This window comes from Salinibacillus aidingensis (genome assembly GCF_055393355.1).
Map to the genome: position 1 here is coordinate 2,682,388 of NZ_AP043759.1, position 16,991 is coordinate 2,699,378.

General features: G+C 41.1%; 15 protein-coding genes. 7 read left to right on the forward strand and 8 right to left on the reverse strand.

Annotation, left to right across the window (positions count from 1 at the left end; genetic code table 11):
- Position 1: 1 nt before the first annotated feature.
- From ACZ5OK_RS14175 to ACZ5OK_RS14190, 4 genes are all read right to left on the reverse strand, one after another.
- Positions 2-1,399, reverse strand: coding sequence for an ATP-dependent helicase ComFA (locus ACZ5OK_RS14175; RefSeq protein ID WP_343837814.1), 1,398 nt, complete (start codon positions 1,397-1,399; stop codon positions 2-4).
- Positions 1,400-1,554: 155 nt separating this feature from the next.
- Positions 1,555-2,397 (reverse strand): DegV family protein, encoded by an 843-nt coding sequence (locus ACZ5OK_RS14180; RefSeq protein ID WP_343838991.1) that lies wholly within the window; start codon positions 2,395-2,397, stop codon positions 1,555-1,557.
- Between the two features lie 706 nt (positions 2,398-3,103).
- On the reverse strand, positions 3,104-3,784 hold the full coding sequence (locus ACZ5OK_RS14185; protein ID WP_044162986.1) for a response regulator: 681 nt from the start codon (positions 3,782-3,784) through the stop codon (positions 3,104-3,106).
- Between the two features lie 140 nt (positions 3,785-3,924).
- Positions 3,925-5,064: a sensor histidine kinase gene (locus tag ACZ5OK_RS14190; protein ID WP_343837819.1), complete on the reverse strand. Its 1,140-nt coding sequence runs from the start codon at positions 5,062-5,064 to the stop codon at positions 3,925-3,927.
- Between the two features lie 224 nt (positions 5,065-5,288).
- Here ACZ5OK_RS14190 and ACZ5OK_RS14195 point away from each other — a divergent pair, with 224 nt between their 5' ends.
- Positions 5,289-5,921 carry a YigZ family protein gene (locus ACZ5OK_RS14195; protein WP_343837822.1) on the forward strand — a complete coding sequence of 211 codons (633 nt, stop codon included), beginning with the start codon at positions 5,289-5,291 and terminating at the stop codon, positions 5,919-5,921.
- Positions 5,922-6,562: 641 nt separating this feature from the next.
- Here ACZ5OK_RS14195 and ACZ5OK_RS14200 read toward each other — a convergent pair.
- On the reverse strand, positions 6,563-7,066 hold the full coding sequence (locus ACZ5OK_RS14200) for a VanZ family protein (RefSeq protein WP_343837826.1): 504 nt from the start codon (positions 7,064-7,066) through the stop codon (positions 6,563-6,565).
- Positions 7,067-7,252: 186 nt separating this feature from the next.
- Here ACZ5OK_RS14200 and ACZ5OK_RS14205 point away from each other — a divergent pair, with 186 nt between their 5' ends.
- On the forward strand, positions 7,253-7,825 hold the full coding sequence (locus tag ACZ5OK_RS14205; protein ID WP_343837828.1) for a hypothetical protein: 573 nt from the start codon (positions 7,253-7,255) through the stop codon (positions 7,823-7,825).
- Positions 7,826-7,920: 95 nt separating this feature from the next.
- Here the strand turns inward: ACZ5OK_RS14205 and ACZ5OK_RS14210 are convergent, their stop codons facing one another.
- Positions 7,921-8,883 (reverse strand): LCP family glycopolymer transferase, encoded by a 963-nt coding sequence (locus tag ACZ5OK_RS14210; RefSeq protein ID WP_343837830.1) that lies wholly within the window; start codon positions 8,881-8,883, stop codon positions 7,921-7,923.
- A gap of 183 nt (positions 8,884-9,066) precedes the next feature.
- Positions 9,067-10,029, reverse strand: coding sequence for an LCP family glycopolymer transferase (locus ACZ5OK_RS14215; protein WP_343837832.1), 963 nt, complete (start codon positions 10,027-10,029; stop codon positions 9,067-9,069).
- Positions 10,030-10,228: 199 nt separating this feature from the next.
- Here ACZ5OK_RS14215 and ACZ5OK_RS14220 point away from each other — a divergent pair, with 199 nt between their 5' ends.
- Positions 10,229-10,825, forward strand: a complete 597-nt coding sequence (locus ACZ5OK_RS14220) for an REP-associated tyrosine transposase (RefSeq protein ID WP_343837834.1) — start codon at positions 10,229-10,231, stop codon at positions 10,823-10,825.
- Between the two features lie 195 nt (positions 10,826-11,020).
- Here the strand turns inward: ACZ5OK_RS14220 and ACZ5OK_RS14225 are convergent, their stop codons facing one another.
- On the reverse strand, positions 11,021-11,989 hold the full coding sequence (locus ACZ5OK_RS14225) for a sugar phosphate isomerase/epimerase family protein (RefSeq protein WP_343837836.1): 969 nt from the start codon (positions 11,987-11,989) through the stop codon (positions 11,021-11,023).
- A 364-nt stretch (positions 11,990-12,353) separates the two neighbouring features.
- On the opposite strand from ACZ5OK_RS14225, the gene ACZ5OK_RS14230 reads away from it, so the two are divergent.
- The 4 genes from ACZ5OK_RS14230 to ACZ5OK_RS14245 all read left to right on the forward strand — a co-directional run bounded on the left by ACZ5OK_RS14230 (position 12,354) and on the right by ACZ5OK_RS14245 (position 16,985).
- Positions 12,354-13,343 carry a LacI family DNA-binding transcriptional regulator gene (locus tag ACZ5OK_RS14230; protein WP_343837838.1) on the forward strand — a complete coding sequence of 330 codons (990 nt, stop codon included), beginning with the start codon at positions 12,354-12,356 and terminating at the stop codon, positions 13,341-13,343.
- A gap of 106 nt (positions 13,344-13,449) precedes the next feature.
- Positions 13,450-14,430, forward strand: a complete 981-nt coding sequence (locus ACZ5OK_RS14235) for a substrate-binding domain-containing protein (RefSeq protein WP_343837840.1) — start codon at positions 13,450-13,452, stop codon at positions 14,428-14,430.
- Positions 14,431-14,509: 79 nt separating this feature from the next.
- The gene (locus ACZ5OK_RS14240; protein ID WP_343837842.1) at positions 14,510-16,024 is read left to right on the forward strand and encodes a sugar ABC transporter ATP-binding protein; all 1,515 of its coding nucleotides are present in this window, start codon (positions 14,510-14,512) and stop codon (positions 16,022-16,024) included.
- Positions 16,017-16,985: an ABC transporter permease gene (locus ACZ5OK_RS14245; protein ID WP_343837844.1), complete on the forward strand. Its 969-nt coding sequence runs from the start codon at positions 16,017-16,019 to the stop codon at positions 16,983-16,985. Before ACZ5OK_RS14240 ends, ACZ5OK_RS14245 begins: the two co-directional genes overlap by 8 nt.
- Positions 16,986-16,991: the final 6 nt, after the last annotated feature.

Here is a 16,991-nt window from a genome sequence, read left to right on the forward strand (position 1 = left end):
CTCACTTCCTCCTTGCCAGCCGGTTCATCATCGTAATCATCTTCCTGGCTCCTTTCATTCCTTTCGTTAATCCCTGATGGAAGAAGACCACATCCCCATCAGGGTCCGCTGCATTTCTGCCGGCACGTCCGGCAATCTGTACGAGTGCGGCTTCATCAAAGACGTTGTGCCCCGCATCAATCACAGCCACATCAATGGAAGGAAACGTCACCCCGCGCTCCAAAATTGTCGTTGTGATTAAAGCGTTCATCTCGCCCCTGCGATAGTTCTCAATTTTATTGATTCGATCAGGGTCGGCTGCATCCACACATTCGATGCCCCTCATTTTGGACAGGTTTTCAGCCATCTCAATGGTTGGGACGAATAACAGGAATCGTCTTTTCTGGCGGTGCTTTTCCTGAATCCAGGCTTGAATCGTCTTAGGAAGCTTATTTTTGGAAAGAAGCTTTGCGAAACGGAAGGTGGAAACAAAACGGGGAATCGGGAGCGGATGCCCATGATAACGGGCGGGAACAAACACGACAGGTACCCACTGCAGCCGGGCCTTCCATTTCAGCCCTTTTCTTGGAGTTGCCGTTAAGTAAATCAGACTGGAGGATGTGCGCCTCGCCCGCTCAGAAGCAAAGAACAGGGATTTATCCGCATGGTAGGGAAAGGCATCCACTTCATCAATGATCATTACATCAAAAGCCGCTTCAAACCTGAGCAGCTGATGGGTCGTGGAGATTACAAGCTGAGCACCCTCCCTTTTTTCTTCAGACCCGCCGTACAGGGCCGAAATGGCTACATCGGGAAATGCCTCCCTAAACCGGGGAACAAGTTCGCGGACGACATCAGCCCTTGGTGTGGCCAGGCAGATTCGGTCTCCTCTCGTGATGGCGTCCGTTAATCCTTCAAACAGCATCTCGGTTTTCCCGGCTCCACACACCGCCCAGACCAGCAGCTGCTCACGGTCGGCCATGGCTACTTTAATTTTTTCGGAGGCGGCTTCCTGGAATTTTGTCAGGCTCCCATCCCATTGACAAGGATTCTCAACCTTTGGACTTGGCATTTCCGGGCCTGTCCATCTGTATAAGGGCTCAAACGTACTGACACGCCCCATTTCTATACATTTACGACAGTAGACAGCCTGGATGGGCCCTTGAGGAATTTTTCCAAGCCAGTGACGGCTCTGATTGCCGCAGCGTTTGCACACATGTCCGGTTATTGTTTCCTCAATGCCCGGGATTTCCTGAATATATTGTTTTATTATGAGATCCTGGAATTCTTCATCTGAGGCGGGGATTTCCTGTCGCAGTAAGAGCTTGGATTGGCAAAATACGGTGATTGGATATAAAGGGTGATCTGAGGGGATTAGCTCCGGGGACTCAGGAGAGTGTTCTGGTACAATAGTATTCATTTTTCAACACTCCTTTTGGGGATATAAGAGGAAAAGGGTTATTTAAGTGACTGCGGAAAGTTTTTTGTATATCTTTTCAATGAGAGGATTAATAGCAGACCCTGAGACGCTGCTCAGAGTCTGCATCTTGAAAGGATAAATCATATAATTGCTATTTATTTTTCATACCAGGTCAGTCCGATGGCGCCTTCCCCTAAGTGGGTTCCAATAACAGGGCCAAAATAGCTGATTTTGCAGGTTACGTTCTCATATTTGCTCTCCAGATCCTGCTTCCACTGCTTAGCTTCATCCTCGCGCTGGGAATGAATCACACAGGCTTCAATCTGTTTACCGCTACTGGCGTCCTCATCAAAAAGCTCACGCACCCGGTTTAAGGCCTTTTTACGTGTGCGGATTTTTTCAAATGGTTCAATTTGTCCATCAACAAAGTGCAGGATGGGTTTTACCTGAAGGAGACTTCCCAGCATGGCCTGGGCTGTATTCAGGCGTCCTCCCTTATGTAAATTGGTTAAGTCATCCACCATAAAATAAGCTTTGTTTGAGGCTTTTACTTCATCTAGTCGGGCAATGATTTGTTCTGGAGGGGTGTTCTTTTCTGCAAGCTCAGCTGCTTCAAGGGCCATAAATCCCTGTGCCATACAGCTAATCTCAGAGTCATACGCATAAACATCTAGATTTTCAACTGTCTCTCCTGCCGCAACGGTTCCCTGCAGCGTTCCACTGATGCCGCTGGAAAGATGAACCGCAATGACCGCGTCAAAATCCTCACTCAGCTCCTCCAACTTTTCTCTCACTAAACCAATCGATGGCTGAGAGGTCTTCGGAAGCTCCTCCACCTCGCGCATCTTCTGGTAAAATTCATCTGTCTCAATATCTACTTCCTCCTGATAGGATTCATTGCCGAAAATCACATTCAGGGGAACCATATATATATTCCACTTATCACGGAGATCCTTGGGAATATAAGCCGTACTATCGGTCAGCACCGCCGTCTTCACCATATTCACTCATCCTTCCCATCTATTTTTAGAATTCTCTATCTCTCATTTCCATTTGTACGTTATACCTTTCTAATATTTTACACATATTCATTAGAAATTGCATTAATGAAGACGGAATTTTATTGGAAAATGTGGAATCAGGTGTGGGGTTAGGGCTGAGGCGGTGGGGATTAGGGGTGATTTGGAGGCTGGGGTTGAGGTTTGGATTATTAGTGAGATTTTGGGATGAATTGGATGGATTTGGGCTTAATTCGGAATGATCACGACAAACGCTGCACTTATTGGGTGAATTGGATGGGTTCCGGCTTAATTCTTAATTATCTCGACAGTTCCCGCTCTTCCTGGACGAATCGTACATTTACCGGACGAATTCTCTTCCTCCAGTATAAATTCTCCCATTTCTGGTTTAATCATTTACAAAATTGGTTCAATTATTTCAGAAACTGGACGAATTATTCTCATTTTAGGTTGAATAATTACTAAGACAGGATAAATCCCGATTTTATCGGTTTAATACTGCGAATCTGGCTTAATTCGACTCTAACAGGCCGAATACTTGTATACACACAGACTCACTCACGCTCCCAAGCCAAATCAGACGCTGGTCCCGCCCCGAATCCTGCAGCACTACCATCATTCAAGCACAACGAAAAAACAGACCCCAACAAAAGGGTCTGTTTTCCAATTGATCTCTATTTATATCTTACTGCACTTCCACCCAGCCGTTCTTAATAGCCTGTACAACGGCCTGGGTTCGATCGTTGGCGTCCATTTTCTGCAGAATATTAGATACATGGTTTTTGACGGTCTTTTCACTGATATACAGCGACTCAGCAACTCCCCTGTTGCTTTTTCCGTCTGCCAGCAGCTGCAGCACCTCACACTCACGCCTCGTAAGCAAATGAAGAGGCTTGCGGTGCTCGGCCCTTTTCAGAGCATTGGCCCCATTGTTTCCGTTCGCCAATCGACGGTATTCCTTTACAAGATTGTGAGTAATTTTCGGATGCAGGTAAGATCCACCGTTATAAACGACTTTTATGGCATCTATAAGCTCGTCCGTTTCCATCTCTTTTAGTAAATATCCCTGTGCTCCTGTTTTCAGGGCGTGTGTGACGTAATTTTCATCATCATGGATAGACAAAATAATAACTTTTAAATCTGGGAATTGATTCACAAGATTTTTAGTGGCTTCAACACCGTTAATCGAAGGCATATTAATGTCCATCAACACCACATCCGGATGATACGTACGAACTAAGTCTATTGATTGGTTTCCATCATCACCTTCAGCAACCACTTCGAAATCTTCTTCAAAATCCAGAATGCGTTTAATGCCTTCACGAAAAAGCTTGTGATCATCAATTAATACGATTCTTGCCCCCACTTCTCCTCGACCTCCTGACGAAATAAAGTAATTCCAATCCGGATATGTATATAACTAGCTTAACTGATTAGTTTTCTCTCTCTATCCTTTTATTATACATGAGTCTGTTCCAACAATCTAACCCTTATTTAAATCCTCAGTTAATTTTTTAGTGGAACCTGAATGATAATTTTCGTTCCTTTTTGTGGTTCGGTATTAATTTGAAGCGTTCCACCGAGCATTTCGATTCGTTCTCTCATTCCAATCAGACCAAAAGAGGATTTTTCCTTTTCCTCCAGGTCAAACCCTTTCCCATTATCAGCAATAAGAATGTTGACCTTATCTATTTTCATTTCCATATGAACCTGAATAAGGCTTGCCTCCGAATGTTTCACTGCATTTTGAACGGCTTCCTGCACTAAACGAAAGAAGGCTATTTCATATTTTGATGCCAGACGCTGCTCCTGACCTCTTGATGTAAATTTAATATGTATGCCACTATGCTCAGAAACGGAGTCTAAATACTTGTTCAGTGTAGGATAAAGCCCAAGATCATCTAATGCCATTGGTCGTAAATCATATATGATGCGGCGTACTTCATACAAAGCTGTTCGGACAAACTGTCGAACCTGCTGAACCTCTTTAATTGCCTCTTCAAGTCCGCGCTCACGGAACGTTCTTTCAATCAGATCTGATCGCAGCATGACATTGGCCAGCAGCTGTGCCGGGCCGTCATGAATTTCTCTGGACAGTCTTCTTCTCTCTTCTTCCTGAGCGTCAATGATTTTTAGTCCAAAAGTCTCTTTTTCCTTGGCGGTTTCAATCGTGTCATAGACGTCCTGCAGATCATCGGTCAAATAATTTAAAACAACAGAGATTTTCCCCAGTAAATTCTCTGCCCTCTCCACCGTATTGGATATGGAGATTAACCGTTGCTCCAATTCACTGCGACGTGTCTTTAACTGTTCTTCCTTTTCTCTTAAAACGAACAACTCTGATTGAAGTTTGTGGGTTTCATCATAAACCTCTTTCACTTCAGCTTCTGGGTATTGATGAAAATTTTTGCTCACTTCGGAAAGGCGAACGCGGGCTTTCTTCACCTGTTTTTCCAGTTCATCACCCTCGTCAATAACATTTACGGCATCCGCTTTGACCTGTTCCAATTCCTTTTCCACCTGTTCATACTCTTTACGGGATTGCTCGCCTATCTCAAAAATTTCATCCTTACTATTGGTCACAACTGAAACCATATCTTCCAAAACCTTGTTCAGAGCATTTGACTCGACTTTAGAGCTAGTCATTTCCATTCCTCCAATTACACATTACGATAGACCTATATCTTTTTGTGGGGATTGACTACAAAATTCTTTTTCATTTATATGTTTCCGTTCCTGTGCTATTCTTTTACTTAATCATACTTTTAAGTAAGACCTTTCTTTAAATAGCTTTTTTTCCTTTAAATATTTTTATAATAAATATTAGCGACCATTACCATTATATTCTAATTAAACAGGAGGTCTAAATCTTGTTAACTAAATATTTTACTATAAAACAGGAAGGCTCGCACGAAATCGTCATTCAGAAATCCCGTTTTATTGGCTATGTAAAGCGCACGGAAACAGAGGAAGAAGCACAGGCATTCATCCAGCAGATAAAGAAAAAACATCATGATGCGACTCATAACTGTTCCGCGTATATGATTGGAGAGCGGAATCAGATTCAGAAGGCTCATGATGATGGGGAGCCTAGTGGTACAGCCGGTGTTCCTATGCTGGAAGTTTTAAAGAAAAAAGACCTGAAAGATACAACCGTTGTGGTAACCCGATATTTCGGTGGGATTAAGCTTGGTGCAGGCGGACTTATTCGTGCTTATTCCAATTCGACATCAGAGGCGATTGACCATGTCGGTGTTGTTAAAAGACAGCTGATGAAGCAAATGAAGGTTACAGCTGACTATACCCTTTTAGGCAAGCTTGAAAACCAGTTACGTTCATCTGATTATTTGTTAGAAACCATCGATTATTTAGATAAGGTTACCTTCCACGTTTATGTAGAATCAGGAGAGGAAGAAGCATTTACAGACTGGATGGTCAATCTCACAAGTGATCAGGCCGACATCGCTGAAGGGGATGAAACTTATATGGAAATAGAAATTTGAGGCTGTTCGCAGGGTTAGTGCCACAGCCGATGATTTCAGGTTGATAATCAGTGGGAGATTTTCCACTGATTTTTTATTGTTAAGAAAGGTTAACGATTGATGACTTCCGAATAGAATTCAGGGATGAAATGGCCACGTGCGGTTCCATATTACACTCAACTCTGTGAGAGGCTGAATTAAATCGAAAAAAACCGACAATATTTCCCGGGAAATGCTGTCGGTTTATGTATGTTTAATTTTTCGAGTTTTTGTCGGCAAATGGTTTTCATTTCATAAAGTGAAACTTCCATCAGTGGGGGGGCTCCATCCCCCACTGATGGTTAGTTGAACTTATCAGGAATTTACTGGCCGTTTATCCCCAAATTAGTCTTGCTGGGGTATCCTCAAGACTAATTGGGGGGGTACGGCCAGTTAATGCGTGATAAAAAAAGGGCTGCCCTTGTAAAGGCAGCCAAATACAGTAGCGTCTAGTTATTCCATAAAATGATCGAGGATGTCTTTATTGTAATATACCAAACCCCTTCAGGCAATGGTTTCAGGGTTGAGAAAATCATGATGAAAGTGGCGGTTTTTTCATCATTTCAAGAGGCGATTTTCTCAACTTTATCCATTGTAAGGAAATAAAACACTATTTTTTCAAGTTATTTCATCTTTTTTCCTTTTCTTTTCCTTAAATAAACAGAAAACATGCCATAGATGAACACACCTGCCACGGCCCCAATCGTATCAATGATGACATCCCCTATATATGGAGTACGGTTTGGGGTGATTCCCTGATGAAATTCGTCGAACACTGCATAGAGTACAGTGAGCAGAAAGGACCAACTCACCATCCATTTTGCCGGAAGCGCTGTCGATTTTTGAAAAGCCAGTATAAACAAAAACACAAGGATGAAAAACACTCCAAAGTGGGCTCCTTTGCGAATGAAAAATTCGACAAACCCATTGATCCCCAGTGCTTGTACACTGACCTCACTGTGATGATAAACAAAGGAAATCCGGTCCACAATCGGAATTAAAAATGAGAAGTCCATATATTCACTAAAGAAAGGCTTAAGATTCTGTTGTTCATAAGGCTGTGATGACGAGAAGAAAATAATCCCCATCCATCCGACTGGAAATAGCCAGTACCACCATTTCCTCATTGTATCTAACTCCTGTCCCTGTTATTTCTTCATTTATTGTAGCAGATATTCCGCGACACCATGAAAACATTTCCACTTTTAATATTCATAACCGTCTTTAAATATTGCTTTCAGTGGTATAGACGACTGATTTGCTGTCCATAATGAAAGGTATATGAAATGATGATCGTGCAGGATGGTGGTTAGATGAAGAAAGTCATTTTCACTGGATTTTTGTTTATGTGTGGTGTGATTTTTTATTACGTAGATCCGATGCAGTTATTTTCTGTCGCAGATGATAAATTGAATGAAATTGTCGATGATGAGTTTGATCTGGATACACCTGAAAAGGAGGTTTCCAGTCAGCGGCAGGATCCATTCCAGCAAAATATTCAGAACAGGAAACTTAACGATACTGCATTGGACGAAGAGAGCTCAGCCCAATCCATTATTGATAACTATAAAGATACACTTCTTGATTTGAAAAAGCACGTAGAGGAAAAACTGAATCAATTACTGGAAGAGGCCCACCAGGAATATGAACAAGGAGATTCAGCCAATCTTCCCGGCTTATACCTGAAGTATAATCAGGCGATTCAGGAGTTGGAGCAAAAAACAGACCAATCCTTTCAGGAAGTTTACCAGCGGCTACAGGAGGAGTTAGAAGACAATGGCTATGATCCGGATAAAGCAGACGCAGTTAAAGAGGAGTATGAACAAATTAAAAAAGAAACACGCTCCGTAATGACAGAGCGTGTAATGGAGAAGTTTGAGGTGTAATCAAAGGCGGAAGCGCTCGGGGGTCTCTCCTGAATTTCCCGGCCACAAATCCTCCATCATTAAGAAAACCGCTGCGAAATGCAGCGGTTTTCCCATCAGGAGTCAGAATTAAAATCCTTGATCATATCATGAACCTTTTGCTGTTCTTCATCGGAAACCATTAAATACCAGATGGGACCAATAAACTGTCCGTCACCTTTTACCTGGTAATTGTTTATGTTTTTCCTTGTATTTCGGTAGTTTCTGAAAATATCCTTCATTTCATTGAATGTCATGTTGGTACTTACATTGTCTCCCATTACTTCCAGGATATCATCAATTTTTGTCACAGACCCTACACTTGCCCCTTTATCAATAATCGCTTCAATAACCAGGCGCTGGCGTAAGTTACGTCCGGCATCGCCATTCGGATCCTGCTTACGCATACGGGCATATCCCAGTGCTTCTGGTCCGTTCAGAGTGATTTCTCCTTTTTTATAGTGGTAGCCTTTGATGTAAGCTTTGCCATTATCAACCCATTCAATTGGATTATCCACGGTAATTCCACCAACCGCGTCGACAAGGTCACTCAATCCCTGCATATTGATTTTTACATAGTAATCAAGCTCGACATCCAGGAAATTTTCCACGGTAGCTACCGTCATATCTGCACCGCCATAAACATAGGAATGGTTTATTTTATCCTGTTTCCCGTAGCCCACAATCGGAACATACGTGTCACGGGGGATACTGACCATTTGCAGACTGTCGGTGTTTGGATTTAAGGACATAAGAATCAGTGTGTCTGCACGCCCGGTGTCATTCTCTCGTTCATCGACACCCATAAGCAGTATATTTAAAGTTTCCTGGCCTTCAGAAGCTTTTTTCTCTGAGGATTCATTGGATATACTTTCAACTTTCTCATGAATATCTTCTTTGACTGTATCTCTAACCTGATCATAAACATAAACAAAATAGACGCCAACAGCTAAAAAGACTGTTGCCAGCATCCATAAAAAGATTTTTAAGGGCCTTTTCCTGCGCTTTTTCGCCTGTATATATTCCGTACGTTTACCCATCTATCAGACACCTCATTTAAAAGTTAAACTGCAGTCTTCTACAAAATTAGACGAATAACTTCTTAATATGTTGCCATTTTTTTAATAATTAAGCAAGAAAATGTTCGACGCTTTAGCGCTTTAAAGCATGTGGGGACAGTCCCGAAAAAAAGCTCCCAGTGCGAGGGAGCTTTTTTCGGGACTTTATTTTTTCTGATTAAATTCGGTAATCATTTCATGGATTTTCTGACGTTCCTGGTCAGATACAATCAGGTAATAGATATCATCTATATAGGTTCCGTTCCCCTTCACCTGATAAGATGAACTGTTTTGACTGGCACTTCGGTAATCGGAAAAGAGATGTTTCATATCATCAAAGGTCATATTGGTTTCTACGTTCTTTCCAATGACATCGAGGAATTCATCGATTTTCGTAATGGAGCCAATCGATGCTCCTTTATCAATAATGGCACGGATAACCTCTCGCTGTCTTTCGTTACGGCCAAAGTCACCATTAGGGTCCTTATACCTCATACGGACAAAGCCCATTGTCTGCTCACCGTTTAACTCCAGTTCACCCTTGGCATAATGGAAGCCTTTCTCATAATAGCCAGAATCATACCAGTCCAGCTTATTTTGAACGGTAATGCCACCTAAAGCATCCACAAGTTCCACTAAGCCTTCCATATTCAGCTTCACATAATAATCCAGCTCAATATCAGCAAAGTTTTCCACCGTGGAAATGGTCATATCTGATCCGCCGAATGCATACGAGTGATTGATTTTATCCTTAAATCCCATGCCCTTTATCAGGGTACGACTGTCCCTCGGAATACTGATCATCTGCATTTTATTAATGTTAGGGTTGATGGACAAAATGATGAGCGTGTCTGCCCGTCCCTTGTCATGCTTTCGTTCATCTACCCCCATCAGCAGAATATTCAGTGTTTCCTCTTTGGTAATCTTTTCTTTTTGTTCCGGGGTGTGCTCAATACTGTCGACAGGCTTATGAATTTTCTTATCAACAGTGTCCTTTACATCATTCCAAATACTATATGCATAGGCACCTGTTCCGGCGAAAAGGACCAGAACAATGCCAAGAATTATTTTTAAATATTTTGATTTACGCGATTTCCTGCTTTTTTCACGCTTATCTTGTCTGCTCAATGAATTCACCTCATTCACCTCATCTAAGATTAAATGGGTAGCATGATAACTTAACTTACAATATAGTATTCTACCATTTTACAGGAATTGTAACAACATGCGCTTTAGCACTTTAAAGTATGTGGGGACAGTCCCGAAAATTTATGAAGGAATTTGCAAAAACATGTTGAAATGTATTAAAAAATGGAGGTGATGTTTTTTGCCGAGAAAGCTACGAGTTTGGCATCCGGGGGAAAATTATCATATTACGGCCAGGGGGAACCATAAGGAAAAAATATTTCTGGACACCCGGGATTATCGTAAATATTTGTCGTATCTCACCGATGCCCAAAAGAATTACCCTTATCGTCTTCACGCCTACTGCCTCATGCCCAATCATGTCCACTTGCTGATGGAGATGAGCGAAGTCCCACTCAGTCAGGTTATTAAAAACATCCATACACGCTATGCTATGTACTTTAATTTTAAGTATGATAAGGTTGGTCACTTATTTCAGGATCGCTTCAAATCCAAAATCGTTCATTCTTCAGATTATCTCCTGAAAGTCTCCGGTTACATTCATTTGAATCCTTCTAAAGCAGGGTTGCTAACTAAAGCAGAAAACTATCCCTGGAGCAGTTACTATTATTACCTTAATAATCCCCATCCATTATCTTCTCCACCATTGTTTCTTCCCGATATCCTGACGCAAAAAGTATTATCTTATTTCCCTGACAAAAATGGGCTCGATTATCATGGATTTGTAAATAGCCATTTAAATGAAGACAACGGTGAAGAACTTTTAATTGTAGAATAAAAAAGGTGGATGCGCCCGTTTGTCTAATTGCGGCCCCCAGTCAAGCAATCATCATAAGCATAAGCATAACTTCTCCTGGCTCAAAAGCAGCCTCTATGCTTATACCAAAGATAAGGCCGTTGCAATACCAGCAACGGCCTAAATAACACTTTAGCACTTTAACGCTGTATAAAATGTGGGGACAGTCCCCAACTATTAAACCCACCACATTTCCCCGACGGATTCTTTTACCATTACTGGCTTTAGGGTTTCGACAGCTTTGGTGAAGCCTTCATCCACTGACATTAGACCATCCTCATGTTCAATGCTCACCACATGGTCGTATCCGTACAGTCTTAAAGCACTTATCATATCGGACCATTCTTTAGAATCATGTCCAAATCCGACTGTGCGGAAATACCAGGCACGATCTTTCATTTCAGAATACGGTGTCATATCAGTAAGACCATTCCGATTCATATTGGGCTGATCAATAATGGTATCTTTTGCATGAAAATGATGAATGGCGTCTTCCCTTCCTAAAATTTTAATAGACTCAACCGGGTCAATTCCCTGCCACCACATATGACTCGGGTCAAGGTTAGCTCCTATAGCCGGACCACACGCCTCTCTTAATCGCAATAAAGTGGCAGGTGTATGTACCGAAAAACCTCCGTGTAATTCCAAGCCGATCTTCACATTATATTGTTCCGCCAAAACCGCTTTTTCCTTCCAGTAAGGGATTATCTTTTCTTCCCACTGCCATTTCAAAATTTCCTGATAATCATTAGGCCATGGAGATACAGGCCAATTCGGGTATTTAGCATCTTCATGGTCCCCCGGACATCCCGAAAATGTATTCACAACCTGCACACCTAATTTATTAGCAAGCTGTACTGTCTTATCAAACAACCGATCTCCCTCCAGGGCAATATGTTTTTGAGGGTGCAGAGGATTCGAATGACAGCTTAAAGCGCTTACAATTAAACCACGTTTCTCAATACTCTCCTGAAATTTCGCTAGCTTTCCCTCATCCTCCAATAATTCATCAACATTACAATGAGCATCTCCAGGATAACCCCCTGTTCCAATTTCAACAGCTTCAATTCCTTTACCTGCTACATAATCCAGCATTTCTTCAAAATTCTTATCAGAAAATAAAACAGTAAATACACCTAATTTCAAAGTAAGTCCCTCCTAATATTTTTCAGAATTGACTGAATTGTAATCCATTACATTATAGGTTAAAAGAATACTTGTAAAAAATCAATATTTTCTTCTTTTAAATTCAGTTCATCCGTACGTTTATGAAACATCAACCCCTCTCATCCCTTGATAATAAGGCTTATAATCCATTTGAGACTTTTTAAATACTCAAAATTCCTCACACCTGATTCAAAGAATTTTCAAAATTTTATTGACAAACATTCCGCTAAATTATATATTCGTGATGTAATCGATTACAATAATTTTCATTTTGTATGGATTCTGTGTATCTACATTACCACCTACATACTTAATAATCAGATGAAAAAAGGAAGGAAACATCATGGCAAATATTCAGGAAGTAGCACAGAAGGCTGGAGTTTCAGTAGCAACAGTTTCGAGAGTTCTTAATCAGCATCCAACTGTAACAGCAAAGACAAGACTTAAGGTTGAAACAGCAATTGAAGAATTAAACTACGAACCTAGCATGCTGGGCAGAAACTTACGGAATTCAGAGAGTAGGTTACTTCTTGTCCTTATTCCAAGTATTTCTAACCCGTTTTACACAGAAATTATTAATGGGATTGAGGACACAGCGATCACAAATGGCTATAATATTCTCTTATGCGATACCGACTCAAACCCGCAACGAGAGCATATCTATTTCAATATGGTCAAAAACAAATTAGCAGATGGAATTATTTCTATGGATCCCGCGGTAGATATGGAAAAATTAAATGGCTTAGCTATGCAATACCCTATTATTCAATGCAGTGAGTATGACGAAAAAGGAACGATTCCATATGTAACCATTGATAATCAACTTGCTGCTTACCGGGCTGTTAAGCATTTAATTAAACTGGGACATAAAAAAATTGCACTTATAAATTCAGACGAAAGGTTTCTATACGCAAGGGAACGCAGAGCAGGATACGAACAGGCCCTTCGTGAATTTAACTTACCTATACAGGAAAAATGGATCTACCACACAAATCACCTTGAATTTGAGTTCGGTCAGCAGGCGATGAGGAAGCTGTTACAAACCGACGAAAAACCTACAGCTGTTTTTTCAGTCTCTGACACTCTGGCTATTGGTGCTTTAAAAGAAATAAACGCGCATGAACTGAACGTCCCAGAAGATATCGCACTCGTTGGCTTTGATAAGATTAGCTTTTCAAATATGACCAATCCTACTTTAACAACTGTTTCCCAGCCAATGTACAAAATGGGATGTACCGCAGCAGACATGCTCATCAAGAAAATTCATAACAAGGATGTTGAAAGTGTCATTCTGGATCATGAATTAGTGATTCGAGAGTCGACCATGGGCTAATCCACGGTAAAACGGGTGTTCAAGAAACCCGTTTTTTAACAAAATAAAATGAAAACGATTACGTGGAAAACAAACATTTCTTAACTTTACAAAGGGGGAATTTTTCATGAAGAAATGGTTAACATTTTCATTAGCTCTTTTACTAACAATTGGACTTTTCGGTTGTTCTGGTGAAAGTTCAGGAGGTTCGGATGATAGCTCCGGTGATTCGGGAGATGATGAGGTTGTGCTTGGCATTGCCCTTCCTTCTGCAACACACGGATGGATGGGAGCACTCATTCAAAATGCCGAGGAAAAGGCACAGGAATTAGTGGATAATGGGACGATTGATGATTACGAATTTACGACTGCTGAAAACCCGGCAGATCAGGCAAATAATGTGGATGACTTAATTGCACAAGGGGTAGATGCTATTGTCATGCTTCCAATTGAGTCTGAAGCTTTGTCACCAGCAGGGCAAAAAATTGCTGATGAAGGAATACCATTAGTGGTTGTTGACCGTGAGCTTACCAATGATGCCGCTGATGTTCTTGTTAAAGGGGATAATACAGGAATTGGCGAAAACGCCGGTGAGTATTTTGTAGAGCAATTAAATGGAAGTGGTAAAGTTGTTGAAATCGCCGGGCCATCTAACTCTGTCACACAACAGCGCAGTGATGGTTTCCGACAGGCGATTGAAGGATCTGACATCGAAATTATAGCCTCTCAATCTGGAGAGTTTTCAAAAGAGACTTCCCTTCAGGTTATGGAAAACATTTTAACCGCTCAACCTGAAATTGACGCTGTTTATACTCAGGATGACGGGATGGCTCTTGGTGTTATTCAAGCTATTAAAGAAGCTGGCCGTGAAGACATTCAATTTGTAACAGGGGCTGCAGGAAGTAAGGAAGTTTATGAAAATATTAAAGAAGATGGATTAATTTCCGCAACCTTCCTCTACTCACCGCTAATGGTTAGAGACGGTGTAGAAGTTGGGGCAAGCCTCGCGAATGGAGAAGAACCAGAAAGTAGTGAAGTGATTCTCGAAGCCACACCTGTTACCAAAGAAAATGTTGATGAGCACTATGATCCTGATTCTGTCTTTTAAAAATAATAAATAGGTGAAATACGGTAGATTCTCTATGTCTATCGTATTTCCTATTTCTTTGATTTTAGGAGGAAACAACATGGCGCAAGAGACCATTTTGGAAATGAACGGCATCAAAAAGTCTTTTAATCAGGTTGAAGTACTGCATGGGATAGACTTCTCGCTATATAAAGGGGAAATCCATGCACTCCTTGGTGAAAATGGAGCGGGAAAATCCACACTTATGAATATCCTGGGGGGCATCCATCAACCAGATGAAGGACAGATCTATTTAAACGGCCAGCCCATGACGATGGATAGCCCTCGTACTTCACAGGAGCAAGGCATTCGTTTTATACACCAGGAGCTTAACGTAGTCACTGATCTAACGGTTTATGAAAATTTGTTTCTGGGTTCAGAGCTTCGAAATAAATGGGGGCTTTTAGATGTCAAGGAAATGTGCAGACAAACCAATGATGTTTTAGGGAAACTGGGCATCTACGTACATCCTAAAACTTATGTAAGAGATTTGGAAACCTCTTATAAACAAATGATTGAAATAGCTAAAGCACTGTTAAGAGATTCGCAAATCATTATTATGGATGAACCGACCACGGCCCTAACAGACAATGAGGCGGAGCGATTATTTGAATTTATGGAGTCCCTTAAAGAATCTGGTATTTCCATCATTTATATCTCCCACAAACTAAAGGAGATACAAGCTGTCTGTGATCGATATACCGTCTTACGTGATGGTTCCTTTGCGGGAAATGGCAACATCGAGAATACGAATTTAAATGATATTACAAAATTGATGGTCGGAAAATCTGTATCTACGGATGCACTCTATCATCAAAACTCGGTCGGGGAAACCATTCTTAATGTTCACCGCCTATCGAATGAAAGTGATTTTCAACATATTAATTTTTCCGTTTCAAAAGGTGAAGTCGTTGGGTTTACAGGCTTAGCCGGAGATGGGCGTACAGAACTGTTTGAAAGTATTTTTGGTCTCAGGAAAAAAAACGACGGAGAAATTCAAGTTAACGGAAAAACAGTTAAAATCAGCCATCCTAAAAAAGCTTTACAGGCAGGGATTGGGTTTGTCCCGAAAAACCGTAAAGAAAATGCAATCGTGAAAGACTTAAGTGTTATTGAAAATATGAGTTTATCCTCTATTGGCCACTTCGAAAAGAATGGATGGATTAAAACCAGGGATGAACGTAACAAATTTGCAGACTATCAGAAAGAATTAAATATTAAAGTTCACAATCCTAAAATCAACATTGACTCTTTAAGTGGCGGAAATCAGCAAAAAGTGGTCATTTCCAAATGGCTTGAGGTTAACTCAGATATTATTATTTTTGATAATCCTACTCAGGGGATTGACGTAGGAGCAAAGAATGAAATTTATCAGCACATTATGAATCTGGCAGAACAAGGAAAAGCCATCATTGTTCTATCTTCTGAAGCTCCTGAAATTTTACGGATATGTGACCGGATTCTCGTAATGTTCCAGGGTGAAATTACAGGTGAATTTCGTCGTGAGGATGCAACAGAAGAACTATTAATGGAATATGCAACCGGGGCAAAGAAGGGAGAGAAACAGATTGGCTAATATCAAGACGAATGAAAACCAGACTTCCTCTAAGGGAATAAACTTTGGATGGATATGGAGCGAATATAGTGTCATTATCGCATTTATTATTATCTTTGCAGCTGCAACGATTATGAATGACCGGTTTTTGTATTTTGAAAATCAAATGAACATTCTTATGCAAGTATCTACAATTGGCGTTATTTCATTAGGGATGACTGTCGTGATGTTGTCCGGGGGGATTGACCTGTCCGTGGGTTCTGTACTTGCGATGGCAGGTGTATTTTCCATTCTTTCCCTAAACGCCTCAGAGAGCATTCTAATTGGTGTGATGACAGCACTTGCAGTGGGAGCGCTGGCAGGCCTGATTAATGGGCTGCTGGTTGCAAAAGGAAGAATTGCATCGTTTATTGCTACCCTTGGAATGATGGCCGGAGCCCGTTCCATCGCTTTATATTATTCAGATGGCGGCAGTATAGCATCTGAAGTCAGTTCATTTATGTATATCTCCAATAGCGCTCTTGGACCTGTGGATACACCAATCATTATTTTCTTAGGCTTAACATTAATTATTTACATCCTTATGCAAAAGACCCGTTTTGGACGTTATGTTTATTCTTTAGGAAGTAATGAAAAAGCGACACTCTTTTCGGCTATACGAGTCGATCGAATTAAAATTGGCGTTTATACTCTATGTGGATTTTTAGTTGGTATCGCAGCTTTAATTGAAACGTCTCGTTTAAATTCCATTTCTTCCTCCAGTTCAGGTAATCTTTACGAGCTTGACGCGATTGCAGCTGTTATTATCGGCGGTACTAGAATGACAGGAGGAAAAGGAAAAGTTATCGGAACTTTCTTCGGGGTACTGTTATTGGGTGTTCTCAATAATATGATGAATCTAATGAACATCTCCCCGCACTTACAAGGTCTGGTCAAGGGACTCATTATTGTCATTGCTGTACTTTTCCAAAAGAGAGATTAAGGAGGA

Bases quoted from the DNA above. Each gene is read 5' to 3' on its own strand.
- ACZ5OK_RS14240 (WP_343837842.1), top strand. From the start codon at position 14,510: ATGGCGCAAGAGACCATTTTGGAAATGAACGGCATCAAAAAGTCTTTT.
- ACZ5OK_RS14205 (WP_343837828.1), top strand. From the start codon at position 7,253: ATGAAGAAAGTCATTTTCACTGGATTTTTGTTTATGTGTGGTGTGATT.
- ACZ5OK_RS14190 (WP_343837819.1), bottom strand. From the start codon at position 5,064: ATGACTAGCTCTAAAGTCGAGTCAAATGCTCTGAACAAGGTTTTGGAA.
- ACZ5OK_RS14200 (WP_343837826.1), bottom strand. From the start codon at position 7,066: ATGAGGAAATGGTGGTACTGGCTATTTCCAGTCGGATGGATGGGGATT.
- ACZ5OK_RS14235 (WP_343837840.1), top strand. From the start codon at position 13,450: ATGAAGAAATGGTTAACATTTTCATTAGCTCTTTTACTAACAATTGGA.
- ACZ5OK_RS14210 (WP_343837830.1), bottom strand. From the start codon at position 8,883: ATGGGTAAACGTACGGAATATATACAGGCGAAAAAGCGCAGGAAAAGG.
- ACZ5OK_RS14230 (WP_343837838.1), top strand. From the start codon at position 12,354: ATGGCAAATATTCAGGAAGTAGCACAGAAGGCTGGAGTTTCAGTAGCA.
- ACZ5OK_RS14175 (WP_343837814.1), bottom strand. From the start codon at position 1,399: ATGAATACTATTGTACCAGAACACTCTCCTGAGTCCCCGGAGCTAATC.